This window comes from Nocardioides sp. Z35_8 (assembly GCF_059621125.1).
Genome location: NZ_JCAQIE010000004.1, coordinates 357,481 through 381,881, shown reverse-complemented (window position 1 = coordinate 381,881; position 24,401 = coordinate 357,481). Strand labels below are relative to the sequence as shown.

26 protein-coding genes are annotated in these 24,401 nt (G+C 72.8%); 14 read left to right on the top strand and 12 right to left on the bottom strand.

What is annotated here, in order from left to right; all coding sequences use genetic code 11:
* Positions 1–182: 182 nt before the first annotated feature.
* A complete protein-coding gene (locus AC54T2_RS18360; protein WP_496666887.1) occupies positions 183–2,171 on the top strand; it encodes a PTS mannitol transporter subunit IICBA in 1,989 nt (662 codons plus the stop codon).
* A 67-nt stretch (positions 2,172–2,238) separates the two neighbouring features.
* Here the strand turns inward: AC54T2_RS18360 and AC54T2_RS18355 are convergent, their stop codons facing one another.
* Positions 2,239–4,461: a molybdopterin-dependent oxidoreductase gene (locus tag AC54T2_RS18355; RefSeq protein WP_496666886.1), complete on the bottom strand. Its 2,223-nt coding sequence runs from the start codon at positions 4,459–4,461 to the stop codon at positions 2,239–2,241.
* A 129-nt stretch (positions 4,462–4,590) separates the two neighbouring features.
* Between AC54T2_RS18355 and AC54T2_RS18350 the strand changes: the two genes are divergently transcribed.
* The 4 genes from AC54T2_RS18350 to AC54T2_RS18335 all read left to right on the top strand — a co-directional run bounded on the left by AC54T2_RS18350 (position 4,591) and on the right by AC54T2_RS18335 (position 9,299).
* Positions 4,591–4,854, top strand: coding sequence for a DUF6458 family protein (locus AC54T2_RS18350; protein WP_186340975.1), 264 nt, complete (start codon positions 4,591–4,593; stop codon positions 4,852–4,854).
* A 220-nt stretch (positions 4,855–5,074) separates the two neighbouring features.
* Positions 5,075–5,350, top strand: a complete 276-nt coding sequence (gene rpsO, locus AC54T2_RS18345) for a 30S ribosomal protein S15 (RefSeq protein WP_186340976.1) — start codon at positions 5,075–5,077, stop codon at positions 5,348–5,350.
* Positions 5,351–5,621: 271 nt separating this feature from the next.
* Positions 5,622–7,868 carry a polyribonucleotide nucleotidyltransferase gene (locus tag AC54T2_RS18340; protein ID WP_489974693.1) on the top strand — a complete coding sequence of 749 codons (2,247 nt, stop codon included), beginning with the start codon at positions 5,622–5,624 and terminating at the stop codon, positions 7,866–7,868.
* A gap of 123 nt (positions 7,869–7,991) precedes the next feature.
* Positions 7,992–9,299 (top strand): M16 family metallopeptidase, encoded by a 1,308-nt coding sequence (locus AC54T2_RS18335; RefSeq protein WP_241005136.1) that lies wholly within the window; start codon positions 7,992–7,994, stop codon positions 9,297–9,299.
* Between the two features lie 148 nt (positions 9,300–9,447).
* Here AC54T2_RS18335 and AC54T2_RS18330 read toward each other — a convergent pair whose 3' ends face one another.
* Complete coding sequence (locus AC54T2_RS18330; protein ID WP_186340978.1) at positions 9,448–9,963, bottom strand: class I SAM-dependent methyltransferase; 516 nt, start codon at positions 9,961–9,963, stop codon at positions 9,448–9,450.
* Positions 9,964–10,043: 80 nt separating this feature from the next.
* On the opposite strand from AC54T2_RS18330, the gene dapB reads away from it, so the two are divergent.
* Entirely contained in the window at positions 10,044–10,823 is a 780-nt protein-coding gene (gene dapB / locus AC54T2_RS18325) for a 4-hydroxy-tetrahydrodipicolinate reductase (protein ID WP_496666885.1), read from the top strand.
* A gap of 37 nt (positions 10,824–10,860) precedes the next feature.
* Here dapB and AC54T2_RS18320 read toward each other — a convergent pair whose 3' ends face one another.
* The 5 genes from AC54T2_RS18320 to AC54T2_RS18300 all read right to left on the bottom strand — a co-directional run bounded on the left by AC54T2_RS18320 (position 10,861) and on the right by AC54T2_RS18300 (position 13,409).
* Entirely contained in the window at positions 10,861–11,157 is a 297-nt protein-coding gene (locus AC54T2_RS18320) for an AzlD domain-containing protein (protein WP_186340980.1), read from the bottom strand.
* Positions 11,157–11,888: an AzlC family ABC transporter permease gene (locus AC54T2_RS18315; protein ID WP_496666884.1), complete on the bottom strand. Its 732-nt coding sequence runs from the start codon at positions 11,886–11,888 to the stop codon at positions 11,157–11,159. The genes AC54T2_RS18320 and AC54T2_RS18315 overlap by 1 nt, the downstream gene beginning before the upstream one ends.
* Positions 11,889–11,931: 43 nt before the next feature.
* Positions 11,932–12,153 (bottom strand): hypothetical protein, encoded by a 222-nt coding sequence (locus AC54T2_RS18310; RefSeq protein ID WP_186340982.1) that lies wholly within the window; start codon positions 12,151–12,153, stop codon positions 11,932–11,934.
* 94 nt (positions 12,154–12,247) lie between these two features.
* Positions 12,248–12,817 (bottom strand): GNAT family N-acetyltransferase, encoded by a 570-nt coding sequence (locus tag AC54T2_RS18305; RefSeq protein ID WP_186340983.1) that lies wholly within the window; start codon positions 12,815–12,817, stop codon positions 12,248–12,250.
* 10 nt (positions 12,818–12,827) lie between these two features.
* Positions 12,828–13,409, bottom strand: coding sequence for a DUF3043 domain-containing protein (locus AC54T2_RS18300; protein ID WP_186340984.1), 582 nt, complete (start codon positions 13,407–13,409; stop codon positions 12,828–12,830).
* A 173-nt stretch (positions 13,410–13,582) separates the two neighbouring features.
* On the opposite strand from AC54T2_RS18300, the gene AC54T2_RS18295 reads away from it, so the two are divergent.
* Genes AC54T2_RS18295 through AC54T2_RS18275 form a run of 5 tightly spaced genes read left to right on the top strand, consistent with a single transcriptional unit; the run spans position 13,583 to position 17,331 of the window.
* On the top strand, positions 13,583–14,380 hold the full coding sequence (locus tag AC54T2_RS18295) for a PspA/IM30 family protein (protein WP_206054385.1): 798 nt from the start codon (positions 13,583–13,585) through the stop codon (positions 14,378–14,380).
* Positions 14,377–14,655 (top strand): PspA-associated protein PspAA, encoded by a 279-nt coding sequence (gene pspAA, locus AC54T2_RS18290; protein ID WP_186340985.1) that lies wholly within the window; start codon positions 14,377–14,379, stop codon positions 14,653–14,655. Before AC54T2_RS18295 ends, pspAA begins: the two co-directional genes overlap by 4 nt.
* A gap of 13 nt (positions 14,656–14,668) precedes the next feature.
* The gene (gene htpX, locus AC54T2_RS18285; RefSeq protein WP_496666883.1) at positions 14,669–15,583 is read left to right on the top strand and encodes a zinc metalloprotease HtpX; all 915 of its coding nucleotides are present in this window, start codon (positions 14,669–14,671) and stop codon (positions 15,581–15,583) included.
* A gap of 9 nt (positions 15,584–15,592) precedes the next feature.
* Positions 15,593–16,165, top strand: coding sequence for a PspA-associated protein PspAB (gene pspAB, locus AC54T2_RS18280; RefSeq protein WP_186340987.1), 573 nt, complete (start codon positions 15,593–15,595; stop codon positions 16,163–16,165).
* Positions 16,162–17,331 carry a sensor histidine kinase gene (locus AC54T2_RS18275; RefSeq protein ID WP_496666882.1) on the top strand — a complete coding sequence of 390 codons (1,170 nt, stop codon included), beginning with the start codon at positions 16,162–16,164 and terminating at the stop codon, positions 17,329–17,331. The genes pspAB and AC54T2_RS18275 overlap by 4 nt, the downstream gene beginning before the upstream one ends.
* Before the next feature lie 16 nt (positions 17,332–17,347).
* On the opposite strand, the gene AC54T2_RS18270 is transcribed toward AC54T2_RS18275, so the two are convergent.
* Together AC54T2_RS18270 and nadA are read right to left on the bottom strand one after the other, a co-directional pair.
* Positions 17,348–18,541 (bottom strand): winged helix DNA-binding domain-containing protein, encoded by a 1,194-nt coding sequence (locus AC54T2_RS18270; protein WP_496666881.1) that lies wholly within the window; start codon positions 18,539–18,541, stop codon positions 17,348–17,350.
* Between the two features lie 14 nt (positions 18,542–18,555).
* Positions 18,556–19,740, bottom strand: coding sequence for a quinolinate synthase NadA (gene nadA, locus AC54T2_RS18265; protein ID WP_496666880.1), 1,185 nt, complete (start codon positions 19,738–19,740; stop codon positions 18,556–18,558).
* Between the two features lie 123 nt (positions 19,741–19,863).
* Between nadA and AC54T2_RS18260 the strand changes: the two genes are divergently transcribed.
* Positions 19,864–21,090: a sugar phosphate nucleotidyltransferase gene (locus AC54T2_RS18260; protein ID WP_489974687.1), complete on the top strand. Its 1,227-nt coding sequence runs from the start codon at positions 19,864–19,866 to the stop codon at positions 21,088–21,090.
* Between the two features lie 41 nt (positions 21,091–21,131).
* Here the strand turns inward: AC54T2_RS18260 and AC54T2_RS18255 are convergent, their stop codons facing one another.
* Complete coding sequence (locus tag AC54T2_RS18255) at positions 21,132–21,995, bottom strand: GNAT family N-acetyltransferase (RefSeq protein WP_186340992.1); 864 nt, start codon at positions 21,993–21,995, stop codon at positions 21,132–21,134.
* Positions 21,996–22,015: 20 nt separating this feature from the next.
* The gene (locus AC54T2_RS18250) at positions 22,016–22,432 is read right to left on the bottom strand and encodes an SRPBCC domain-containing protein (protein ID WP_186340993.1); all 417 of its coding nucleotides are present in this window, start codon (positions 22,430–22,432) and stop codon (positions 22,016–22,018) included.
* A 41-nt stretch (positions 22,433–22,473) separates the two neighbouring features.
* Between AC54T2_RS18250 and AC54T2_RS18245 the strand changes: the two genes are divergently transcribed.
* Both AC54T2_RS18245 and erpA read left to right on the top strand, forming a co-directional pair.
* Positions 22,474–23,556, top strand: coding sequence for a glycerate kinase family protein (locus tag AC54T2_RS18245; protein WP_186340994.1), 1,083 nt, complete (start codon positions 22,474–22,476; stop codon positions 23,554–23,556).
* Between the two features lie 103 nt (positions 23,557–23,659).
* Complete coding sequence (erpA, locus tag AC54T2_RS18240) at positions 23,660–24,019, top strand: iron-sulfur cluster insertion protein ErpA (protein ID WP_186340995.1); 360 nt, start codon at positions 23,660–23,662, stop codon at positions 24,017–24,019.
* A gap of 110 nt (positions 24,020–24,129) precedes the next feature.
* On the opposite strand, the gene AC54T2_RS18235 is transcribed toward erpA, so the two are convergent.
* Complete coding sequence (locus AC54T2_RS18235; RefSeq protein WP_186340996.1) at positions 24,130–24,384, bottom strand: hypothetical protein; 255 nt, start codon at positions 24,382–24,384, stop codon at positions 24,130–24,132.
* Positions 24,385–24,401 lie beyond the last annotated feature (17 nt).

Sequence of the window (24,401 nt, the reverse complement as noted above, 5' to 3'; positions counted from 1 at the left end):
GGGTCCTCGGTGTCGCGTCCCGCTGACCACGTTAACCGGTGAACCGGGGTGAAAGCCACACACTCGGGCAGACAATCATGCCCGAACGCTTGGCAACATGCCCGTTCGTGAGGTTTAATCGCTGCATCATGTGATGGGGCTCACCCCCGCGCTCACCTTCGCGCTCACCTGGAGGACTCAGCATGGCGACCACGACTTCCACGTCCGCGTCCGGCACCAGCGCGCGCGTCCGCGTGCAGCGGTTCGGCACGTTCCTCTCCAACATGATCATGCCCAACATCCCGGCACTGATCGCGTGGGGACTCCTCACGGCCCTGTTCATCGACGTCGGCTGGCTCCCCAACGCCGACCTGGCCACGATGGTCGGCCCGACGATCCACTACCTGCTCCCGATCCTCATCGCCGGCACGGGCGGCCGCATGGTGCACGGCGACCGTGGTGCGGTGGTCGGTGCCTTCGCCGTGATGGGCGCCATCGCCGGCTCCGACCTGCTCGTCGCGGAGTTCAACGCGACCCTGCCGCCCGACGAGCCGCCGCTGGGCCAGGTCCACATGTTCATCGGTGCGATGATCCTGGGCCCCCTGGCCGCCTACGTGATGAAGCGGCTCGACGCGCTGTGGGACGGCAAGGTGCGGGCGGGCTTCGAGATGCTCGTCAACATGTTCTCCGCCGGCATCGTCGCCTTCGTCATGGCGCTCGTCGGCTTCTACGGGGTGGCGCCGGTCGTCAACGAGGTGATGGACGTCCTCGGCAACGCCGTCGAGACGCTCGTCGACAACAACCTCCTGCCGCTGACCTCGTTGCTCATCGAGCCGGCCAAGGTGTTCTTCCTCAACAACGCCATCAACCACGGCGTGCTGACGCCGCTCGGCCTCACCGAGGCGGCGGAGACCGGGAAGTCGGTGCTGTTCCTGCTCGAGGCCAACCCCGGCCCCGGCCTCGGCCTGCTGATGGCCTACTCGATCTTCGGCCGGGGCGTGGCCAAGGCCACCGCCCCCGGAGCCGCGATCATCGAGTTCCTGGGCGGCATCCACGAGATCTACTTCCCCTACGTGCTGATGAAGCCCCGCCTGATCCTGGCGATGATCGCGGGCGGCATGACCGGGGTCGCGATCAACGTCGCCCTCGACGTGGGCCTGCGGGCCCCGGCCGCGCCCGGCTCGATCTTCGCCGTGTACGCCCAGACCGCCCGCGACAGCTACCTCGGCGTGACGCTGTCGGTCGTCGCCTCGGCCGCGGTCACGTTCGCCGTCGCCGCGGTGCTGCTCAAGCTCGACCGCTCCGACGACGACGGCGACCTTGCCGCCGCCACCGCGCAGATGGAGGCCAACAAGGGCAAGAAGTCGTCGGTCAGTGGCGCACTCGCCGGCCGGGGCGCCAGCTCCGGGCCGATCCACTCGATCGCCTTCGCCTGCGATGCGGGCATGGGGTCGTCGGCGATGGGCGCCTCGGTGCTGCGCAAGAAGATCCAGGACGCGGGCCACGGCGACGTCACGGTGGTCAACAAGGCCATCAGCAACCTCGACGACAGCTACGACCTCGTGGTCACCCACCAGGACCTCACCGACCGCGCCAGGCAGCAGACGCCGTCGGCGGTGCACGTCTCGGTGGACAACTTCATGGCCAGCCCCCGCTACGACGAGATCGTGGAGATGCTGGACGACACCCCGGACGACAACCCGGACGGCGCCACCGACGCGGCCCCGGGCGCCCCGGCCCACGGCGGTGGGCTCGCGACGAGCGACGTGCTGTCGCGCGACTCCATCGTGCTGGGCGGCTCGGCCCGCACGCGCGACGACGCGATCACCGAGGCGGGCGAGCTCCTGGTCGCGGCCGGCGCGGTCGACCCGTCCTACGTCGAGGCGATGCACGAGCGGGAGCGATCGGTCTCGACCCACATGGGCAACGGCCTGGCGATCCCGCACGGCACCAACGAGGCGAAGGGCGCGATCCACCGCTCCGCGCTGTCGTTCGTCCGCTACGACGACGGCATCGACTGGAACGGCAAGGAGGCCTCCTTCGTGGTCGGCATCGCCGGCGCCGGCGACGACCACCTCGCCCTGCTCCGCTCGCTCGCGACCGTGTTCGCCGATGAGTCGCAGGTGGCCCGCCTCCGGGCGGCCGCCACGCCCGACGAGGTGCTCGCCGTGCTCGACGGCGTCAGCGTCTGACCCGACTCGCCCCGGCTCGGGGGCCGAGCCGGGGTCCGGCGGGGCCGGGTGTGGGCGGGGCCGACCCTCAGGGGCGGCCCCGTCCGCTCGTCGTTCGGGGAGTGGCGGCGAGCGAAGAGTCGGGAGCGGCGGCGGGCGCGGCGGCCGTGACCTCGACGGGGACGGCGTTGAGCGCGGCGTTGCCCGACACGTCGAGCCGCTCGGGATCGGTGAGGTCGTTGACCGAGACGCCGGGGACCGCGCGGCTGCGCGACATCAGGACGCCCTCGGCGGCGTGGCCGTAGCCGTGGGGGAGGGAGACCACGCCCGGCATCAGGTCGTCGGTCGCGGCCACCTCGACCTCGACCGACCCGACGCGGGAGGTGACCCGTACGCGGGACCCGTCGGCGATCGAGCGGTCGGCCAGGTCGGCGGGGTTCATCAGCAGCTGGTGGCGTGCCCGTCCCTTGGTGAGGCGCTCGGAGTTGTGCATCCACGAGTTGCAGTCGCGCTGGTGGCGGCGGCCGATGAGGAGCAGGCCGTCGCCCGCCGGCTCGGTCACCGCCGCCAGCCGGGCGACGTCCTCGACGACCAGGGCGGGCGCCAGGTCCACCCGCTTGCCGCGTGAGGGCAGCCGGTCGGGCAGCTGCCCGCCGCGCAGCGGGCCGAGGTCGATGCCGGCCGGCCTCGCCCGCAGCTTGGTGAGGGTGACCCCGCTCGACCCGCGGCGCAGCAGCTGCCCGACGAGGAAGGTGGGGCTGGCGCTGAGCCGGGCCCGCTGCCGCAGCCGCGTGCGCAGCGGCGGCTTGCCGTCGAGCCGGGCCGTCGTGCGCAGCGCGATCTCGCGGAAGATCTGCCAGTCGTGGCGCTGGTCGGGCTCCTTGGCGAAGACCGCGGGGGTGAACCGCGCCGTGTCGCGCACGGCCAGCAGGTGGAAGACGATGTCGTAGTGGTCGCGCTCGAGGGCAGTCGTCGGGGGCAGGATCACATCGGCGTGCCGGGTGGTCTCGTTGACGTAGATGTCCACCGCCGCCATGAAGTCGAGCCCGCGCAGGGCCCGGTCGAGCCGGGCGCCGTCGGGCGTGGAGAGCACCGGGTTGCCTGCGACGGTCAGCATCGCGCGCACCTGGCCGTCGCCGGGCGTCTCGATCTCCTCGCGCAGCGCCGCCACGGGCAGCTCGCCGGCCGTCTCGGGCAGCCCGCGCACGCGCGAGCGCCACGCGTCGTGGTGGCCGCGGCCGATCAGGCCGGTGCCGACGGCGTCGATGGCCGGGGTGGTGAACATCGCCCCGCCCGGCCGGTCGAGGTTGCCGGTGAGCACGTTGAGGCAGGTGACCGCCCACTGGCACACCGTGCCCCAGGGGCCGGCCGAGACGCCGACCCGGCTGTAGACCACGCCCGACTCGGCGGCCGCGAGCTCGCGGGCGAGGCGGCGGACCTCGTCGGCGGGGAGCCCGCTCATCGCCTCGGCGCGCTCGGGGGTGAACGGCGCGACGAGGGTGACCACCGTCTCCAGCCCGTCGACGTACGACGCGACCGTCGGCGTCTGCTCGCCGGCCTCGGCGGCCTCGGCGGCCTCGGCGGCCTCGGCGGTGAGGACGTGCAGCATCGCGAGCAGCACCCAGGCGTCGGTGCCGGGGCGCACGAAGTGGTGCTCGTCGGCCACCTTGGCCGTCTCGGTGCGGCGCGGGTCGAGCACGATCATCCGTCCGCCCCGGGCCCGGAGGTCGCGCACGCGCCGGGGGAAGTCGGGCACCGTCATCAGCGAGCCGTTGGACGCCATCGGGTTGCCGCCGACCACGAGGAACCACGACGTGCGGTCGATGTCGGGCACCGGCAGGAACAGCTGGTGGCCGAAGACCAGGTGGGCCACGAGCTGGTGGGGGAGCTGGTCGACCGACGTCGCGGAGAAGCGGTTGCGGGTGCGCAGCGCCTTGACCATCGCGCTGCCGTGGGTCAGCGAGCCGAGGCTGTGCGCGTTGGGGTTGCCGAGGTAGACGCCGAGCGCGTCGGCGCCGTGCTCGCCGACGACCCGGGCGAGGTTGTCGGCGACCAGGTCGAAGGCCTCGTCCCAGCCGATCTCCTCCCACCGGGCGGCGGCGCCCTCCCCGACCCGGCGGACGGGACGGCGCAGGCGGTCGGGGTCGGCGTACACGTCGCCGATCGCCACCCCCTTGGGGCACACGTGCCCGCGCGACAGGGGGTCGGCGGGATTGCCCCGCACGCCGACGACCTCGCGGCCCTCGATGGTCAGCTCGAGGCCGCAGATCGCCTCGCAGAGGTTGCACACGCCGATGCGCTTCTCGCCCATGCCTCGGATCGTCGCACGTCCGGGCACCCCGCAGGGGGGTGACAGCGCGTCGGTGGGGGGCCAGACTCTCCCCGGCCCGCCCGCGGCTCACGCTCGCCGGGCGACATCCCCAACAGAATGGAGCACGTCATGGGTTTCGGAGGGCCGATCGGCCTGATCGTCGTGGGACTGATCCTCGCGCTGGCGTTCAACCAGCAGCAGGTGGGTCCCCTCGAGGTGACCACCCTGGGATGGATCCTCGTCGTCGCCGGTGCGCTGTGGCTGGTGCTGACCGTGGTCCAGCAGAACACCCGCCGCCGTCACGTCACGACCGCGACCACCACCGACGCGCAGGGACGCCAGGCGACCACGCAGCGCAGCACCGAGTCCGACCCGCCGCCGCCGGCCGTGTGAGTCGCTCGACCCGCACGTGACAGGAGCCCCCGCCGGACCCTCGGCGGGGGCTCCTGCGCGTCCTCGGGACGGCGCGCGCGGATTGGGGGAGCCGCCCACGGCGTTGGTACGCTCGTCCGGTTGCCCGGTAGGGCGACACGCCGTGTGAACGGCCGCGGACCCAGAGTGCCCCGGTGAACAGGCCCGGGCGCGCCGCGCAACGAGAACCGAAGGAGCCCCCATGTCGATTGGTACCGACGCGGAGACCAAGAAGAAGATCATCGCCGAGTACGCCCTGACCGAGGGCGACACCGGTTCCCCCGAGGTGCAGATCGCGCTGCTCAGCCACCGCATCTCCCACCTCACCGAGCACCTCAAGCAGCACAAGCACGACCACCACAGCCGTCGTGGCCTGCTGCTCCTGGTCGGCCAGCGTCGCCGGCTGCTCAACTACCTGCAGAAGACCGAGATCGAGCGCTACCGCTCGATCGTGGAGCGCCTCGGCCTCCGTCGCTGAGCGAAGGAGCGGCTCCCCTCACGGGGGGCCGCTCCTCTCACATCCGGGCCTCGCCGCGCTAGTGTCGACCCGGCACAACTGAAACACACCCAACAGGAGCGACCCGCCTCGTCGCCCGGTCCTCGGTAGTGGCCTTCAGATCCCCGCCCCAGGCTGGGCCGATCTGCGGGCCTCGATCGAAGACCGGCCCCCGCGGGACCTTCGATGGTCCACCACATGAGGGGTGGACGCCGCGGATCGCTCCGCGAAGAGAAAGCAGGATCCTGCTTCCATGAGTGAACCCATCATCTCCGCTGTCGAGACCGTCCTCGACAACGGCTCGTTCGGCAAGCGCACCATCAAGTTCGAGACGGGCCTCCTCGCCCGCCAGGCCGCCGGCTCCGTCACGGCCTACCTCGACGACGAGACCATGCTGCTCTCGGCGACCACGGCGTCGAAGCACCCCAAGGACCACTTCGACTTCTTCCCCCTGACGATCGACGTCGAGGAGCGGATGTACGCCGTGGGCCAGATCCCCGGCTCGTTCTTCCGGTCCGAGGGCCGCCCGGGCGAGGACGCGATCCTCACCTGCCGCCTGATCGACCGCCCGCTGCGCCCGACCTTCAAGAAGGGCCTGCGCAACGAGGTCCAGGTGGTCATCACCGTCCTCGCGCTCGACCCCAACGTGCCCTACGACGTGCTGGCCATCAACGCCGCGTCGATGTCGACCCAGCTCTCCGGCCTGCCGTTCTCCGGCCCCGTCGGCGGCGTGCGCGTCGCGCTCATCGACGGCCAGTGGGTCGCGTTCCCGACCCACCAGCAGCTCGAGTCGGCCGTCTTCGACATGGTCGTCGCCGGCCGCGTCACCGAGACCGGCGACGTCGCGATCATGATGGTCGAGGCCGAGGCCACCGAGGACACCATCGCGCTCGTCCAGGGCGGCGCCCAGGCGCCGACGGAGGAGGTCGTGGCCGGTGGCCTCGACGCCGCCAAGCCCTTCATCAAGCAGCTGTGCGAGGCGCAGTCGCAGCTCGCCGCCGAGGCCGCCAAGCCCGTGCAGGACTTCCCGGTCTTCCTCGACTACGAGGACGACGTCTACGCCGCCGTCGAGGCCGCGGTCAAGGACGACCTGAGCGCCGCCATGCAGATCGGCGACAAGCAGGAGCGCGAGGCCCGCAGCGACGAGCTCAAGGCCGGGCTGCTCGAGAAGCTCGCCGGCCAGTTCGAGGGCCGCGAGAAGGAGATCGGCGCGGCGTTCCGCGGTGTCAGCAAGTCGGTCGTGCGCGAGCGCGTCCTGCGCGACAAGGTCCGCATCGACGGTCGCGGCCTCGCCGACATCCGCCCGCTGCACGCCGAGGTCGACGTGATCCCGCGCGTCCACGGCTCCGCGCTGTTCGAGCGCGGCGAGACCCAGATCCTGGGTGTCACCACCCTCGACATGCTCAAGATGGAGCAGCAGCTCGACACGCTGTCGCCGGAGAAGCACCGCCGCTACATGCACAAGTACGTCTTCCCGCCGTTCTCGACCGGCGAGACCGGCCGCGTGGGCTCGCCCAAGCGGCGCGAGGTCGGCCACGGCGCCCTGGCGCGCCGCGCGCTCCTCCCGGTGCTGCCCTCGCGCGAGGAGTTCCCCTACGCGATCCGCCAGCTCTCCGAGGCCATGGGCTCCAACGGCTCGACCTCGATGGGCTCGGTCTGCGCCTCGACCCTGTCGCTGCTGCAGGCCGGTGTGCCGCTGAAGGCCTCCGTCGCCGGCATCGCGATGGGCCTGATCTCCGGCGAGGTCGACGGCGAGACGCAGTACGTCGCGCTGACCGACATCCTCGGCGCCGAGGACGCGTTCGGCGACATGGACTTCAAGGTCGCCGGCACCCGCGAGTTCGTCACCGCGCTGCAGCTCGACACCAAGCTCGACGGCATCCCCGCCGAGGTGCTCGCCGCCGCGCTGACCCAGGCCCGCGACGCGCGCCTGGCGATCCTCGACGTGATGAGCGAGGCCATCGACGCCCCCGAGGAGATGTCGATCCACGCGCCGCGCATCATCACCGTCCGCGTGCCGGTCGACAAGATCGGCGAGGTGATCGGGCCCAAGGGCAAGGTCATCAACCAGATCCAGGACGACACGGGCGCGACGCTCTCGATCGAGGACGACGGCACGGTCTACATCGGCGCGACCAACGGCGAGGCCGCCGAGGCCGCGAAGGCGGCGGTCAACGCCATCGCCAACCCGACGATGCCCGAGGTCGGCGAGCGCTACCTCGGCACCGTGGTCAAGACGACCAACTTCGGTGCGTTCGTCTCGCTGATGCCCGGCAAGGACGGCCTGCTGCACATCAGCAAGCTGCGCTCCCTCGCCGGCGGCAAGCGCGTCGAGGCCGTCGAGGACGTCCTCTCGGTCGGCCAGAAGGTCCAGGTCTCGATCGCCGAGATCGACGACCGCGGCAAGCTGTCGCTGGTCCCCGTCGTCGAGGACGAGGGCGGCTCGGAGGAGGCGGCCGAGGCCGGCTCCAACACCGCCCCCGAGTCCGACGACGAGTGACCCTCGCCTGACGCTCCACCCCACGACCGGTCGGCCGCCTGGCCGGCCGGTCGTGGCGCTTCACCCCGATCCACCCCTCGAGACGCCCCGCTCCGGGTGCGTCCCGGCCCCGGAAGGACCCCAGTGCAGAAGAACGGCACCACCCGCACCCTCCACACGGTGAAGGACGCCGACGGCGCGGTCACCTCGCGCGTACGGCGCACGGTCCTGCCGAGCGGCATGCGCGTCGTCACCGAGCAGATGGCCGGCACCCGCTCGGCGAGCATCGGCGTCTGGGTCGGGGTCGGCTCGCGCGACGAGACGCCGGCGCTGCACGGCTGCTCGCACTTCCTGGAGCACCTGCTCTTCAAGGGCACCCCCGAGCGCACGGCGATGGACATCTCGGTCGCCCTGGACGCCGTCGGCGGCGAGTTCAACGCCTTCACCACCAAGGAGTACACCGTCTTCCACGCGCGGGTCCTCGACGAGGACCTCGCCACCGCGGTCGACGTGCTCGGCGACATGGTGACGGCCTCGACCCTCACCGAGGCCGACGTGGAGGCCGAGCGCGACGTCATCCTCGACGAGATCGCCATGCACGACGACGACCCCGACGACGTGGTGCACAACCTGTTCGCCCACCAGGCGTGGGGCGACACCCCGCTCGGGCGCCCCATCGCGGGCACCGAGGCCTCCATCACCGCGATGACCCGCGCCCAGATCCAGCGCTTCTACCGGCGCCACTACCGGCCCGACAACATGGTCGTGTCCGTCGCCGGCAACGTCGACCACGCCACCGTCGTGCGCCAGGTCCGGCAGGCCTTCGGGCGCGGCGGCTTCCTCGACGTGGAGGCCGAGCCGACGATCTCGGCCCAGTCCGAGCAGGCCCGCAAGGTGCACCCCGGCGAGTCGCGCACCGTCCGGCCGCAGGAGCAGGTCAACCTCGTCGTCGGTGTCAAGGGTCTGACCCGCACCGACCCGCGCCGCTACGCCCTCGGCGTGCTCAACACCGCCCTGGGCGGGGGCACCTCCTCGCGGATGTTCCAAGAGGTGCGTGAGGTGCGCGGCCTGGCCTACTCCGTCTACTCCTTCGCCACCCACCACGCCGACGCCGGCATCGTCGGCGTGTCGGTCGGCTGCCTGCCCGGCAAGTACGACGCCGTGCTCGAGACCGTACGCGCCGAGCTCGCCAAGGTCGCGGCCCACGGCCTGACCGAGGAGGAGGTCGAGCGCGGCAAGGGCCAGCTCAAGGGCGGCCTCGTGCTCGGCCTCGAGGACTCCGGGTCGCGCATGTCGCGCCTGGGCAAGGCCGAGCTCGTCCACGACGAGCTGCTCACGATCGACGAGGTCGTCGAGCGCATCGAGGCGGTCACCACCGACGACGTCGCGGCCCTCGCCGCGGAGCTCTTCGGCCAGCCGGAGCTGCTCGCCGTCGTGGGGCCCCAGGCCTGAGCGCGGCGCCGCGGCGGCGACGGTTCATCAAGGTATGCAGGCGAACCGTCACTTCCCATGGTCAGCTCGCCATGGGAAGTGCGGGTCCAGCGACATACCTTGATGAACCGTCGGCGCGAGGGATGAGCGAGGGACGGCCGCCCGGAGGTCAGCGGCGCGCGATGATTCCGATGACCGGGGGAGCCTTCTGCTCGACCACGCTCACCCGGAAGCCGCCGCGCAACAGGTTCTCCGAGGCCTTCTTCACGATGTTGGGCACCAGCTCGGGGCGCGCCGCCTCGTAGAAGAGGTAGACCGCGCCACCGGGCACGACCCGCTCGTGGAGCAGGGCGATCTCGTCGTCGCAGGCGCGCACCCAGAACAGGTTGACGTTGAAGGCGAAGACCTTGTTGAGCCGCTTGACCGGCACCCGCAGCGTCGCGAGGTCGATCTGGCGCACGACGAGCCGGCCGGCGTCGACGTACTTCTGGTTGCGGCGCTTGGTGCGGTCGACACCCGACTCGGAGCGGTCGATCGCGAACAGCTTGCCGGTCTCGAGCCGCGCGCAGATCGCCTCGGCGCCCGCGCCGGGGCCGCACCCGATCTCGAGGACCTGGTCAGCCGGCTGGACGTCCATGAGGTCGACCGCCCACTTGATGCGCGGCGGGATGGTCGCTGGTGGCATGGTCCACAGCCTGCCAGACGCAGGTACCCGAGTCAGCCACCGCCACTCGGCGGACGCCTCCTGCCGATACGGTGGGGCGTGTGAGCGCCTCTGCAGACGGACCAGCCGGTGACCGCACGAGGGTCGGCGTGCTCGGCGCGCGCGGCAAGGTCGGCACCGCGGTCTGCCGCGCCGTCGAGGCTGCTCCCGACACCGAGCTGGTGGCCTCCGTCGACGCCGGCGACGACATCGAGGAGCTGGTCCGCTCCGGCGCCGAGGTGGTCGTCGACTTCACCAACCCGGACGTGGTGATGGACAGCCTCCGATTCTGCATCGAGCACGGCATCCACGCGGTCGTCGGTACGACGGGCTTCGACCGCGCGCGCCTCGACCAGCTCGAGGAGTGGCTCGCCGCGGCGCCGGGGGTGGGGGTGCTGATCGCGCCCAACTTCTCCATCGGGGCGATCCTGATGATGCGCTTCGCCGCCCTGGCCGCGCCGTTCTTCGAGTCCGTCGAGGTGGTCGAGCTGCACCACCCCGACAAGGCGGACGCGCCGTCGGGCACCGCCCGGCGCACGGCCGAGCTCATCGCTGCGGCCCGTCGCGAGGCCGGCTGCGCCCCCATGCCCGACGCCACCTCGACCGGGCTCGAGGGCGCCCGCGGCGCCGACGTCGACGGCGTTCGCGTGCACGGCCTGCGGGTGCGCGGCCTCGTCGCGCACCAGGAGGTCGTCCTGGGCGCGGCGGGGGAGACCCTCACCATCCGCCACGACTCGCTCGACCGCGTCTCGTTCACCCCGGGGGTGCTCACGGGCGTGCGGGCCATCGCCGAGCACCCTGGCCTCACGGTCGGGCTGGAGGGCTTCCTGGACCTCGGGTGAGCCCAGCCGGGCGCGTGCTGCCGGGTGGGCGGGGCCGTCACAGGAGGCGGGCCAGTGCCGCCACGACCGACGCCCCCACCACGACGACGAGGAACGGCGCCCGCAGCAGCAGCGCGACCACCGCGAAGGCGAGGCCGAGGGCCCGGGCGTCCAGCGCGAGTGACGTGCCCGAGGAGAACGCCTGCACGGCGACCAGCGCGGCGAGCAGGGCGACGGGGATGAGGTCGGCGACCCGCTCCACCGTGGGATGGGCCAGGACGCGCTCGGGCAGCGACAGCCCGGCGAGCTTGAGGAGGTAGCAGCCGACTCCGGCCACCAGGACGGCGGTCCACATCAGGGGCGACCTCCCCCCGCGTCGTCGGACGGCCCGGCGGCGGCCCGGTCGGGGCGCCGGCCGATCACCCCGCCGAGCAGCGCGACGCCACCCGCGGCCAGCACGGGCACGCCTGCCGCGGTGACCGGCACGACGCTCAGCGCCACGGCCGCGGCGAGGACGGCGACCAGGACGTTGCGCCGCTCGCGCAGCCGCGGCCAGAGCAGGGCGAGGAAGGCGGCGCCGACGGCCGCGTCGAGCCCGAACGTGCGGGGGTCGCCGACGGCCTCCCCGGCGAGCGCCCCGGCGAGGGTGGCGAGGTTCCACAGGGTGAAGACCGCGGTCCCCGTGGTGAGGAAGCCGAGCCGGGCGCCCTCGGTGGTGCCCCGATTGACCGCCATGGCCGTCGACTCGTCGATCAGCACGTGCGCCGCCGCGGCACGTCGCCACCCCCGCCACCGCAGGAGCGGGGCCATCCGCAGGCCGTAGAGGGTGTTGCGGGTGCCGAGCAGCAGGGCGGTGGCGGCACCCGACATCGGGGCGCCTCCTGCTGCGACGACGCCGACGAGGGCGAACTGGCTGGCGCCGGTGAACATCAACAGGGACAGCACGCACGTCTGGGCGATGCTGAGCCCGGAGGCGACGGACACGGCCCCGAACCCGACGCCGTACGCCCCGGTGGCGACGCCCACGGCGAGGCCGTCGCGGACGATGCCCGACCGCTCACCGGGGGTGAGGGCAGCGTCTGGCACGACCCGAGGTTAGGTCATCCGCAGGGTCGACGAGGGTGCCGTCTCAGTGGCGACGCGGCGCCCGCGCGGGACGCCGGCGCCGGTGGAAGTCGTGGACGAGGGCGAAGGCGGCGACCACCCCCGCGACGCCCCCCGCGACCAGGCTGACGCGGAGGTTGAGCGGGACGGCCGGCATGGTGCCGATCCACAGCCCGATGCCGACGCAGACGACGAGGGCCGAGACGACGATCAGCAACCGGTGGAGGGCGGGAAGGGGACCTAGCATCTGGACTCCCGGGGTGGACCGGCGAGGTGGCCGGACCTCCATCGTGACGTGCGTCACGAAAAAATCAAGGTCCGGTCAAGCCGAAATCGACGTGTCAGGCGATCGCGGTGTGGAGCCGGACCTGCTTGACCGTGGTCGTCCCGGTGCCGTCGAGGTCGAGCTCGCGGTGGGCGGTGTCGGGTGCCCAGCCGGCGTCGACCAGGAAGGTCCGCAGCGCGTCGTCGCCGGCGTTGACCCAGGCCACCGCGCGGGTGAAGCGGTCGGCGGCGAGGGTGTCGACGGCCGCCTGGAGCAGCCGCGAGCCGTGGCCCTTGGCCCGCTCGCCGGGGTCGAGGGTGACCTCGGCCAGCTCGCCGTCGGAGACGGGGTCGCAGTCGGGATCGGCGGCCGGCGAGGTGAGCGCGAAACCCACCACCCGGTTGCGCTCGAGCGCCACGAGCACCCGGTTGCGCGCGTCGGCGGGGCGCACGAGGGCCTGGCGCCACTGGGCGGCGACGGCGGCGACGTCGGTCGGCAGGACCTCGGCCGGCAGCAGTCCGGCGTAGAGGTCGGGCCAGGCCCGCACCTGCACGGACGCGATCGCCGCGGCGTCGTCGGCCCAGGCCACGCGGACGGACACGTCGGCACTGGGCCCGCCGCCGGCGGGCGGGTGGGTGTGGCTCATCGGCACCGGCTCATCGATAGGTCTCGGGGAGCTTCTGGCCGATCTTGACCTGCGCCTTGGGCAGTCGGAGGAACTTCATCTGGAGCGAGCGCATGGCGGCGTAGAGAGTGGCGCCCTTCGTCGGCTCGCCGGGGAAGCGGCGCGCGAGCTCGCGGCGCAGCCGGAAGCGGAGCATGACGATGTCGAAGATGATCACCAGCAAGGTGGTGAACAGCACGGTGTTGCCGAGCTGCACCATGCTGGGGTTGCCGGAGTAGCCGAGCACCATCGACGCGATCAGCAGCGGGATCATCAGCTCGATGAACGAGAACCTGGAGTCGACGAAGTCGCGGATGAAGCGGCGCACGGGGCCGCGGTCGCGGGCGGGCAGGTAGCGCTCGTCGCCGGTCTTCATCGCCTCGCGCATCTTGCGGGAGGTGTCGCCGCGCGCGGCGCGCTGTGCCGCGGCCTGCTCCTTGCGGGTGCGGGGCACCTTCGCGCGGGCACGGGCGGCGGCCTCGGCCTCCTTGCGCTTCGGCGTGGGCCGACCCTTGCCACCCGCCTTGTCGACGGTGGTGGGGGTCTCCGGCTCGGGCTCGGTACGTCGGAACACGCGTGCTGCCTTCAGATGGATCGGATGCTGGGATCAGCCTATCGTCGCGCCCTGCGGGGCCCGCGTCGCGGGATGCCCTACCTCGCACTTGGGTTTGGTTCTAGGGTGAGAGCAATCAGCCCGTCGCGATCCAGCCACCACCTCCGCATGACCAAGAGAGGGTCTCCACCCCGATGAGTCTCATGAAGCGCATCAGCCTGATCTTCCGCTCCAAGGCGAACACCGCCCTGGACAGGGCGGAGGACCCCCGCGAGACCCTCGACTACAGCTACCAGCGCCAGCTCGAGCTGCTCTCCAAGGTGCGGCGCGGCGTGGCCGACGTGGCCACCAGCCGCAAGCGCGTCGAGCTCCAGGTCAACCAGATCGAGCAGCAGGCCGCCAAGCTCCAGGGCCAGGCCGAGAAGGCAATCGCCGCCGGGCGCGAGGACCTCGCCCGCGAGGCGCTGACCCGCAAGTCGGGGCTCGCCTCCCAGATCACCGCGCTCAAGGAGCAGCAGGCCACGCTCCAGGGCGAGGAGGAGAAGCTGGTCCTGGCCCAGCAGCGGCTGCAGGCGAAGGTCGAGGCCTTCCGCACCCGCAAGGAGACCATCAAGGCCACCTACACCGCGGCCGAGGCGCAGACGCGCATCGGCGAGGCGATGTCGGGCATCGGCGAGGAGATGGGCGACGTCGGCCTCGCCATCCAGCGCGCCGAGGACAAGACCGCCCAGATGCAGGCCCGCGGCCAGGCCATCGACGAGCTGATCGCCTCCGGCGCGCTCGACGACGCCTCCCAGGTCAACGCCGGCGACGACATCGCGCGCGAGCTCGACGCGCTCAGCTCCGGCTCCGACGTGGAGGCCGAGCTGGCCCGTCTCAAGGCCGCCAGCAACCCCCAGGCCATCGAGGCCGGTGACGGGGGCGACATCCTCGCGGAGTCGCCGGAGTCGGTGCGCGCCGACAACGAGGGCAACGAGGGCGGACGCGCATGATCGTCCGCATCCTCGGCGAGGGGCAGTACGACCTCGACGACCACGCTCTCGATGCCCTCAACGGCCTCGACACCCAGCTCGAGCAGGCGATCGAGTCGGGCGACGAGCAGATGTTCCGCACGGCGCTGCACGGACTGCTGTCCGCGGTGCGCTCGAGCGGCACCCACCACTCCCTCGACGCCCTCGACGGGTCCGACCTGATCCTGCCGCCGTCCGATGCGACGATCGACGAGGTCCGTGAGCTCCTCGGCGACGACGGCCTGATCCCCGGCTGAGTTGCCCCGACCGGTGGCCACCTCCCGCTTCATCAAGGACTCCGGGCTGACCGCCCGGATGACCCTCACCATGTTCCTGCTCGGGGCGTTGTTCGTCGCCCTCGTCGTGGCGGTCATCCAGTTCGTGGGCACGAGCTTCGCGCCGGTCGTCGCACTGATCGCGATCGGCGTGGCGTTCTGGCAGTGGTGGACCTCCGACAAGGTCGCGATGCGGGCCATGCGCGCCCGCGAGGTCACGCCCGAGGAGGCGCCCGAGCTGCACGGCATGATCGACCGGCTCTGCGCACTGGCCGACATGCCCAAGCCGCGGGTCGGCGTGTCCGATCTCGCCGTGCCCAACGCGTTCGCCACCGGGCGCTCGCCGGAGCGCTCCGTCGTGTGCGTGACGACCGGGATCCTGCGCACGCTCGACGCCGAGGAGCTCGAGGCGGTGCTCGCCCACGAGCTGAGCCACGTCGCCCACCGCGACGTGCTCGTGATGACGGTCGCCTCGTCGGCCGGCATCGCGGCGGGCCTGCTGATGCGCTTTGCACAGTTCGGCGGGATGAGCCGCTCGCGCAACAACAACAGCGCCCTGCCCGCGGTGCTCGTCGCCGTCCTCGTGAGCCTCGTGGTCTACGCCGTGAGCTTCCTGCTGCTGCGCCTGCTCTCGCGCTACCGCGAGCTAAGCGCCGACCGCGCGGGCGCCTACCTGACCCTCAAGCCGGGCTCGCTGGCCAGCGCCCTGCAGAAGATCAGCGGCGAGGCCGCGGCCATCCCGCAGCGTGACCTGCGGGCCGGGAGCGCCGTCGGGGCGGCGAGCGCGCTGTGCATCGTCCCGGCGCTCCACAGCGGCCTCGGCGGCCTGATGGCGACCCACCCCCCGCTCCAGCAGCGCCTCGAGCAGCTCGCCCGCATCCAGGCCGAGCTCGGCCGGCCCGCCGGCTGAGGTGGCGTGATGGGACTCTGGGACGTCCTGCGCGCGCGGACGCAGCCCAAGCGCAACAACCTCGACGCGCTCTTCCACGTGCCGAGCGCGGCGATCACCCTGCAGACGGCGCTGGGGTTCGAGCCGACCGGCATCGGGTCGGTCTGCTACCGCTCGGCGGCAGGGGCGGCGTTCGCCCAGACGCAGGCCGACGTGCTGGGCCTCATCCGCGACGACGACGACGCGCCCGACGTGGAGGTCACCCAGGACGACTTCGGCTTCACCTGGCTCGTCGTCAGCGGCGACAAGGACGACATGGCGGGGCTGTGCACCGACCTGCACGCGGTCAACACCACCTTGGAGCTCAACGGCTTCGAGTCGGGACTGCTGTGCTCGATGGTGCCGTTCGCCAACGCGTCGGGCCAGCGGTTCGGGCTCACCTACCTCTACAAGCAGGGCACGTTCTACCCGTTCGCGCCGACGGGGGAGCAGACCCGCGACACGCTGCTCGAGCTGTCCGTGCGCGACCTGTTGCAGTCCGAGCTGCCGATGGAGGCCGACCTCCAGCGGTGGCTGGCGGTGTGGAAGGCGCCCGGGCTGTGAACGACGGCCGGGAGCGAGATCGCGCCATCGCTGTCTACGGCGTCCTCCACGACCCGCCGCGGCGCGAGCTCGACTCGCTCGTGCAGCTCGCCGCCCAGGTGGCCGGCGTCCCGTTCGCGGCGGTCAACCTGCTGGGCTCGGAGGTCCAGCACCAGGTCGCGACGACCGGGTTCGCGGGCGCCGACTCCCCGGTGGAGGACTCGATGTGCCGGCTGGTGGTGGAGGGCGGCACGCCGATCATGGTGGAGGACGCCGGCCGCGACGTGCGGTTCGCGCGGAACCCGTGGACGACCGGCGAGGTCGCCCACGTGAGGTACTACGGCTCCCACCCGCTGACCACGCCGTCCGGCGTCACCATCGGCACGCTCTGCGTCTTCGACGACCGCCCCCACGAGGTCAGCGAGGAGGCGGCCCACGGCCTGGCCCAGCTCGCCTACCGCGTGGTCGACGTCCTCGAGCTCGAGCTCGCCTCGCGGCGTCTCGCCGAGGCCGACGCCCGGCTCAGCACGTCCAACGAGCGCCTGGCCAACTTCGCCGGCCAGGTCAGCCACGACCTCAAGAACCCGCTGACCTCGATCTCCCTGTCGCTCGAGACGCTCGAGCTCGACGTCGAGGCGCCCGACCAGCTCGACACCCTGGCCCGGGCGCGCCGCGGCGTCGACCGGATGACCGCCCTGATCGCCAACCTGCTGGAGTTCGCCCAGCAGGGCCGGGCGCCGGGTGACGACGTCGTCGACCTGGCGGCCGAGCTGTCGTCGGCGCTCGACGACCTGACCGGGCGGTTGCCGCGCGAGTGCGTCTCGGTGGGCGTGCTGCCGCTCGTGCGCGGTGACGCGGCCCAGCTGCGTGCGGTGCTGATGAACCTGCTCGACAACGCCGCGAAGTTCACCGAGCCCGGCGCGGTGCCGGAGGTCGAGGTGGATTCGGTCCCGGTCGACGGGCACCACCGGGTCGAGGTGCGCGACCGCGGCCGCGGCGTCCCCGAGGACATGCGGGAGCGGGTCTTCGCGCCGCTCGCGCGGCTCGACAAGAGAGTCGAGGGCTCGGGCATCGGGTTGGCGACGTGCCGTCGGATCATCGAGGCCCACGGCGGCCGGTTGGGCGTCGAGGCCCGCGACGGCGGTGGCTCGGTGTTCTGGTTCGAGCTGCCCCGCGCCGGCGCCTGAGCGCAGGCGCGCGGCGTCAGGGGAGCCTGGCGTGCTTCATCTGTCGCGACGCGTAGACGTTGCCGATCACGACGCCGTCGAGCCACGTGGTGAGCCGCTGCGCCTCGTGCTCGAGCGCCGCGCGCCCGTCGGTCGCGACGTCCTCGACCAGCGAGAGCCGGACGACCCCCATCTCGTCCTGCACCCAGCAGCCGACGACGCGGCCGTCCCACCAGGCCGTGGTGCCGGCGTTGCCGTTGGTGTCGACGAGGAACGGCACGTGGGCGGGGTCGAGGTAGAAGTCGCGGCCCCGCCACCCCATCACGGTGGGGTCGAGGGTCGGCAGCAGCGCGGCCCAGGGTTCCACCGGACCGGTGTCCTCGACGTCGTCGGGGTGCACCCATCCGGTCGAGCCGTCGTCGAGGTCGACCTCGACGGCGCCGACGTCGGCCAACGCCCGCGTGACGGCGGTCTTGGTCGAGCCGAGCCACCACTGGATGTCGGCCTCGGTGCCGGGCCCGAAGGTGGTCAGCCACTGGCCGACCAGCGCGGCGTAGCCCGCCGCCTCGTCGAGCGGCGGCTCCACGACGCCCAGCCAGTCCTCCGCGGTCGTCCAGGTGGGCTTGTTGAGGCGCCAGTGGCCGGCGTTGCGCCCGCGGAACGCCCGGGCCTCCAGGCCGAGGACGGTGAGCACCCACGGGGCGACCGGCACCGGTCGGTCCCACGGCTTGTCCGTGCCGCCGCCGACCGTCCCCGCCAGCTCCGGCACCTCGGCGCGCAGCTGGGCGGTGCTCGCCGGACCGGCGGCGAGCCGGTCGAGGACGGCGGCACAGGCCAGGTCGAGCCAGCGCGCTCCGTCGTCGGCGATCCCGCCCGCGGCGATCGCCTTGGCGATGCGCCGACGCTCCGACGCCGCGACGCGGGCGGACGCGCTGCCCCACGCGGCGGGCAGCAGGTCGCGGGGGAAGACGAAGAGCGTGCGGCGCATCGCGAGCTGCTTGACCACCGAGCGGTGGTCGTAGAGCGCCGCGTCGACGTCGGCCGGGGTGACCCCCTCGGAGCGGGCGGCGACGGCGAGGTGGACGGTGGCCGCCTCCGTCGCATGCAGGGCGGTCATCGTCCGGGTGACCGTCTCGACGTGGTCGAGCCGGCGGGCCGGCGCCAGCGCGTGGCGTACGGCGATCCGGCTGCGGCGCTCGGCATCGCTGATCCGCCGTCGTGTCGTCGTCATCGCTGGCCGGCCCCTCAGTCGCGGTGCGACGTGCCGGGCAGGTCGAGCATCCGCTGGAGCGCCACGAGCGCGTCGGCCTGGGTCTCGGGGTCGACGGCGACGCGGTTGACCACCGTGCCCGCGACCAGGCTCTCCAGGGCCCACACCAGGTGGGGCAGGTCGATGCGGTTCATCGTCGAGCAGTAGCAGACGTTGCGGTCGAGGAAGACGATCGTCTGGTCCGGGTGGGCATCGGCCAGCCGCTTGACGAGGTTGAGCTCGGTGCCGATCGCCCACACCGTGCCGGGCTCGGCGGCCTCGATGGTCTTGATGATGAACTCGGTCGAGCCCACCAGGTCGGCCTTGAGCACGACCTCGTGCCGGCACTCGGGGTGGACCAGCACGTTGATGCCGGGGTGCTGGGCCCGGAGCTCGTCGACGACGTCCTCGGAGAACCGGCCGTGCACCGAGCAGTGGCCCTTCCAGAGGATCATCCGGGCCTGCCGGAGCTCGTCGGGGGTGAGTCCGCCGCCGGGCTGGAGCGGGTCCCACACGACGCACTCGTCGAGGCCGATGCCCATCTGGAGCACCGCGGTGTTGCGCCCGAGGTGCTGGTCGGGGAGGAACAGCACCGTGGCCCCACCGGGGGCCGCGGCCTTCTGGGCGAACGCCCACTCGAGGGCGACGTCGGCGTTGGAGGAGGTGCACACGACGCCGCCGTTGCGCCCGCAGAACGCCTTGATGTCGGCGCTGGAGTTCATGTAGGTCACCGGGACGACGGCGTCCTGGACGCCCGCGGCGGCCAGGGCGTCCCACGCGTCCTCGACCTGGCGCAGGCGGGCCATGTCGGCCATCGAGCACCCGGCGGCCAGGTCGGGCAGGACCACCTGCTGGCTCGGCGAGGTGAGGATGTCGGCCGACTCGGCCATGAAGTGGACGCCGCAGAAGACGATGAACTCGGCGGCCGGGCGGGCCGCCGCGTCGCGTGCGAGCTTGAACGAGTCGCCCGTGACGTCGGCGAACTGGATGACCTCGTCGCGCTGGTAGTGGTGCCCGAGCACGAACACCCGCTCGCCCAGCGCCTCCTTGGCCGCCCGGGCCCGCGCCACCAGGTCGGGGTCGGACGCCGCCGGCAGGTCGCCGGGGCACTCCACGCCGCGCTCGGCATCGAGGTCGCGGCCCTTGCCGAGGGGCAGGAGCGGCAGGTCGACGAGGCTCATGCGGCGTCCCCGCAGCGAGACCCGCCGACGCAGGACGGACGGGACGAACGTCGTGCGGCGCGGGGCATGGCCTCATCCTAGGAGGGGAAGCAGGCGGGTCGCCCGGGATGCCATGCTTCGAGCATGACGCGACGAGGTGAGGTCCTGGCCCTGGTCCAGGCGGGTGGCCAGGGCTCCCGGATGGACGTGCTGACCCGGGAGCGGGCCAAGCCCGCGCTGCCCTTCGGCGGCGTGCACCGGCTGATCGACTTCGCCCTCTCCAGCCTCGTGCACGCCGACCTGGCCGACGTGTGGGTGTCCCTGGAGTACCAGGTCACCTCCATCGACGACTATCTCTCCGGCGGTCGTCCCTGGAGCCTGGACCGCAACCGCGGGGGCTTTCGCCGCATCGTCCCGCAGACCGGCACCGGGCCGGCGACCGAGAGCGGCTTCGCGCACGGCAACGGCGACCTGCTGCTGCGGATGTCGGCCGACATCGAGGCCTTCGGCGCGCCGACCCTGGTGGTGTGCAGCGCCGACCACGTCTTCAACATGGACCTCGGCCCCGTCGTCGAGGACCACGTCGCCTCGGGGCGCGTGGCGACCGTGCTGACGAGCGAGGTCACCAAGAAGGACGCCTCCGACAACGTCGTGGTGCTCTCGCGCGGCGACGGCACGATCACCGGGATCGAGAGCAAGCCGTCGCGGCCGTCGGCGGGCACGGTGGCCACCGAGATCTTCCTCTACGACACCGAGGCCCTGCTGGGGACGCTGCGCGACCTGCGGCGCGAGCTGTCCGGCGAGCAGGACGACGGCGACAGCGGCATCGGCGACTTCGGCGAGCACCTGCTCCCGCGCCTGGTCGAGACCGGACGCGCCGCCGCGGTCCCGCTGACCGGCTACTGGCGCGACGTCGGCCAGCCCAGCCTCTACCTGCAGTCGCACCGCGACCTGCTCGCCGGCCGGGTCGACGTGTTCGACCACCCCGGCCGGCCGGTCATCTCGCACTGGCCCGACCGCCCCGCGGCGCGCGTGCGCGCGGCGGGGGAGTGCCACGACTCCCTGTTGTCGCCTGGCGCCGACGTGGCCGGCCTCGTCGTCGGCAGCGTGCTCGGCCCCGGCGTCGTGGTGGAGAAGGGCGCCGAGGTCCACGACAGCGTCGTGATGGAGGACTGCGTCATCCGCGCCGGCTCGGTCGTCCGCACGGCCGTCCTCGACGAGCGGTGCGAGGTGCGCGCCGGGGCCCGCGTCGGCGCCGAGCCGTCGCGCCGGGTCGCCCATGACGACGACCTCGTGCTCGCCGGGCGCGACTCGGAGGTCTCGGGCACGGTCGCGGCCGGCGCCCGCCTCGAGCCGGGCTCCGCCGGCTGACGTCAGCCCTGCGCGGCCTGCGCGGCCTGCGCGGCTCGCGGCTAGAGCAGCGAGCCGTGGTGCAGGTAGGGCGCCGGGGGCTTCATCCCCCGCAGGCAGAGGTATCCGTTGGTGTAGATCGCCAGCCGGGCCGCCAGGCCGACGTCGAGCGCCCAGGCGTTGGCCGCGGTGACGTGGTGCACCGACACCTGGGCGCCCGGGGTCGAGGACGCCAGTGCCTCCCACATGAGCCCTGACGCCGTACGCCGGTTGGTCGCCGCGACCAGCACCGGCACGCCCTCGTCGTCGACGTAGGCGTAGCCGGAGCCCGTCGAGTGGTCGGTCACGACGAGGCGGAACTGCTCGAGCAGCAGGTCGTGGTCACCGAGGTGCGCGGCGCCGCGCGTGCGCCGGTCGAGCGAGTCCATCAGGTCGCGGTCGCCGGCCGTGCCCTCGCGCACCCGGCCGACCACCGGGATGGCGCTGCGGTCGACGACCCCGGTGAGGATCATCTGCGGGTGGAGGTCGAAGCCCGCGAGCCGGTAGCGGCGCACGGCGCCGGGGTCGGCGCTCGCGGCGAACATGCCGCGCAGGCACCCCCGGCCGTGGTGCAGCGCGGCCGCCATCAACTGGGTGCCGATGCCGCGGCCCTGGTGCTCGGGGCGCACCGCGAACGAGGCGAGGATCCACATCAGCTCACGCACCCGCGACACCGCACCGCCGACGAGCTCGCCATCGACCTCCGCGACCCAGCAGCCGCCCGGGTCGGTGGCCAGCGCCTGCCGGGTCCGCCGGACCCAGTGGCCGTTGCGTGCGGCCGGGCGGCGTACGGGATCGGGCCATGCGCGCTGGTGGGTGCGGGTGTCGACCTCGTGGTAGGACGTCGCGGTGATCTCGGCGAAGGCCGCGACATCGTCCTCGCGCATCGGCCGGACGACCGTCGCGGTCACGACACGTGGACGGCGTAGCGCCGGAGGAGGTCGTCCCAGTGGGTGTACTTCGCGCGCACGTCCTCGCTGCCGTCGGCCCAGCCGCCGTGCTCGAGGTGCACCACGGTGCCACCCTCGGCCTCGGTGAACAGCACGTCGAGGGTGGTCGGCTGCTCCTCGGCGTGGCCGAGCCAGAACTGCTGGGTGTAGCGACCGATCGGGTCCCACATGTCGACCCTGCCCCAGACGTACTGCTCGTCGCCGTGCACGGAGGCCACCGGTCCGTCGGGGTCGATGGCGATGCCGGTGAAGGTGGCCGGGTCGGGGCTCAGCATCGGGTCCCACCACTCGCCCATCTGGGCCGTGAAGCCGACGAAGGCCTCGGTCGGGGTCACCGGCACGGTGATCTCGGCGACGATCGGGTCCAGGCTCATGCGCCAAGCATGCCGGATGGCCCCACTGACAGGATGCAGCCATGCGCGTGCTGATCGCCCCCGACAAGTTCGCCGGCACCCTCACCGCGGTCCAGGCCGCCGAGGCCGTCGCCGCCGGGTGGCGCCGGCAGGCGCCGGGCGACGACCTCGACCTCGCCCCGATGGCGGACGGCGGCCCCGGCTTCGTCGACGTGCTGCATGCCGCGATGGGCGGCGAGCTCGCGGCGGTGACGGTCTCGGGCCCGCACGGCGCGCCCGTCCCCGCGGCGGTGCTGCGGGTCGGCACGACGGCCTACGTCGAGGCTGCGCAGGCGGCGGGCCTGCACCTGGTCTCCGGCCCGGTCGAGACCGCCTCCAGCGTCGGGGTGGGCGAGCTGGTGCTGGCCGCGGTGGAGGGTGGGGCGCGCACGGTGGTGGTCGGTCTGGGCGGCACCGGCACCAACGACGGCGGCGCGGGCGTCCTGGCGACGCTCGGCGCCGTGTCCGACGGCCCGCTCGACGGGGGTGCCGCTCCGCTGGGGTCGGTGACCACGGTCGACCTCGCACCGGCGCGGCGGCGGCTGGACGGCGTGACCCTGGTGGCGGCGAGCGACGTCGACAACCCCCTCACCGGCCTGTTCGGGGCCACCAAGACCTTCGGGCCGCAGAAGGGGGTCGCCGAGGACCGGATCGCCGAGGTGGACGGGTGGCTGGAGGCGTTCGCCGTCGCCACCGACCGGCGTACGTCGCTCGACAAGGGCGCCGGGGCCGCCGGCGGCATCGGCTACGCCCTGCTCGCCCTCGGTGCCACCCGGCAGCCCGGCATCGGCCTGGTCGCCGAGGCGGTCTCGCTCGCCGACCGGGCGCGCGCGGCCGACCTCGTCGTGACCGGCGAGGGCGCGTTCGACTTCTCCAGCCGCGCGGGCAAGGTGCCCTACGGCGTGGCCGAGATCGCCTCCGAGGCGCTGCGTCCCTGCATCGCGCTGGCCGGGCAGGTGCTGGTCGGCTCGCGCGAGATGCGCGCCCTCGGCATCGAGTCCGCCTACTCGCTCGTGGACCTGGTGGGGGAGGAGCGCGCCTTCAGCGCCCCGGCCGAGGCCCTCGCCGACCTCGCCGCCCGGGTCGCGCGCACCTGGTCGCGCTGAGCCAGGTGGACGGACGGACGCGCGGCTGCGCCGGCCGGCCGGGAATATCCGCCGGTGTGCGACCATTGAGCCGAGCAGTACCCGAGACTTCTGGAGTGATGAGATGACCGAGCAGAGCGCGACCACCGAGCGCAGGACCGACCAGATCAACCTCTCCGCTGTCGCCGCAGGCAAGGTGAAGAGTCTCCTGGAGCAGGAGGGCCGCGACGACCTGGCCCTGCGGATCTCCGTGCAGCCCGGTGGCTGCTCGGGCCTGCGCTACCAGCTCTTCTTCGACGAGCGCACGCTCGACGGCGACGTCACCACCGACTTCGACGGCGTGACCGTGGTCGTCGACCGGATGAGCGTGCCCTACCTCAACGGTGCGGAGATCGACTTCGTCGACACCATCGAGAAGCAGGGCTTCACGATCGACAACCCCAACGCCACCGGCTCGTGCGCCTGCGGCGACTCGTTCCACTGAGTCCGGCTCGCTGAGCCGGCACGCGAAAGGCCCCCGCCTCTGGCGGGGGCCTTCGTCGTGCCCGGGTCAGTCCCGGGTCAGTCCCGGGTCAGTCCCGGGTCAGTCCAAGGTCAGTCCAGGTGGAGGTGGAGGGCGCCGGCGAGGCGCGCGGCGGCCTCGGACACGCGGATCTCGCGCTTGCCGACCTCGGCGGGGTAGTCGTCGAAGTGGAGGCTCGGCGCGGGCCTGCCGGCGGCGCGCGCGGCTCGTTCGAGGCGGCTCTGCAGCCCGAGGTTGCGGCTGGCCGCACGGCCGTCGGCGGCCATCTCTGCGGGGGTGCCCAGCTCGTCGCTGAAGGGGGTCGCGGGGCGTCGTGACGTCATCATGGCCACGACGCTATTGG

Bases quoted from the DNA above. Each gene is read 5' to 3' on its own strand.
- AC54T2_RS18360 (WP_496666887.1), top strand. From the start codon at position 183: ATGGCGACCACGACTTCCACGTCCGCGTCCGGCACCAGCGCGCGCGTC.
- AC54T2_RS18355 (WP_496666886.1), bottom strand. From the start codon at position 4,461: ATGGGCGAGAAGCGCATCGGCGTGTGCAACCTCTGCGAGGCGATCTGC.
- AC54T2_RS18350 (WP_186340975.1), top strand. From the start codon at position 4,591: ATGGGTTTCGGAGGGCCGATCGGCCTGATCGTCGTGGGACTGATCCTC.
- rpsO (WP_186340976.1), top strand. From the start codon at position 5,075: ATGTCGATTGGTACCGACGCGGAGACCAAGAAGAAGATCATCGCCGAG.
- AC54T2_RS18340 (WP_489974693.1), top strand. From the start codon at position 5,622: ATGAGTGAACCCATCATCTCCGCTGTCGAGACCGTCCTCGACAACGGC.
- AC54T2_RS18330 (WP_186340978.1), bottom strand. From the start codon at position 9,963: ATGCCACCAGCGACCATCCCGCCGCGCATCAAGTGGGCGGTCGACCTC.
- AC54T2_RS18320 (WP_186340980.1), bottom strand. From the start codon at position 11,157: ATGTGGACCGCCGTCCTGGTGGCCGGAGTCGGCTGCTACCTCCTCAAG.
- AC54T2_RS18310 (WP_186340982.1), bottom strand. From the start codon at position 12,153: ATGCTAGGTCCCCTTCCCGCCCTCCACCGGTTGCTGATCGTCGTCTCG.
- AC54T2_RS18305 (WP_186340983.1), bottom strand. From the start codon at position 12,817: ATGAGCCACACCCACCCGCCCGCCGGCGGCGGGCCCAGTGCCGACGTG.
- AC54T2_RS18295 (WP_206054385.1), top strand. From the start codon at position 13,583: ATGAGTCTCATGAAGCGCATCAGCCTGATCTTCCGCTCCAAGGCGAAC.
- pspAA (WP_186340985.1), top strand. From the start codon at position 14,377: ATGATCGTCCGCATCCTCGGCGAGGGGCAGTACGACCTCGACGACCAC.
- pspAB (WP_186340987.1), top strand. From the start codon at position 15,593: ATGGGACTCTGGGACGTCCTGCGCGCGCGGACGCAGCCCAAGCGCAAC.
- AC54T2_RS18270 (WP_496666881.1), bottom strand. From the start codon at position 18,541: ATGACGACGACACGACGGCGGATCAGCGATGCCGAGCGCCGCAGCCGG.
- nadA (WP_496666880.1), bottom strand. From the start codon at position 19,740: ATGAGCCTCGTCGACCTGCCGCTCCTGCCCCTCGGCAAGGGCCGCGAC.
- AC54T2_RS18260 (WP_489974687.1), top strand. From the start codon at position 19,864: ATGACGCGACGAGGTGAGGTCCTGGCCCTGGTCCAGGCGGGTGGCCAG.
- AC54T2_RS18255 (WP_186340992.1), bottom strand. From the start codon at position 21,995: ATGCGCGAGGACGATGTCGCGGCCTTCGCCGAGATCACCGCGACGTCC.
- AC54T2_RS18250 (WP_186340993.1), bottom strand. From the start codon at position 22,432: ATGAGCCTGGACCCGATCGTCGCCGAGATCACCGTGCCGGTGACCCCG.
- AC54T2_RS18245 (WP_186340994.1), top strand. From the start codon at position 22,474: ATGCGCGTGCTGATCGCCCCCGACAAGTTCGCCGGCACCCTCACCGCG.
- erpA (WP_186340995.1), top strand. From the start codon at position 23,660: ATGACCGAGCAGAGCGCGACCACCGAGCGCAGGACCGACCAGATCAAC.
- AC54T2_RS18235 (WP_186340996.1), bottom strand. From the start codon at position 24,384: ATGATGACGTCACGACGCCCCGCGACCCCCTTCAGCGACGAGCTGGGC.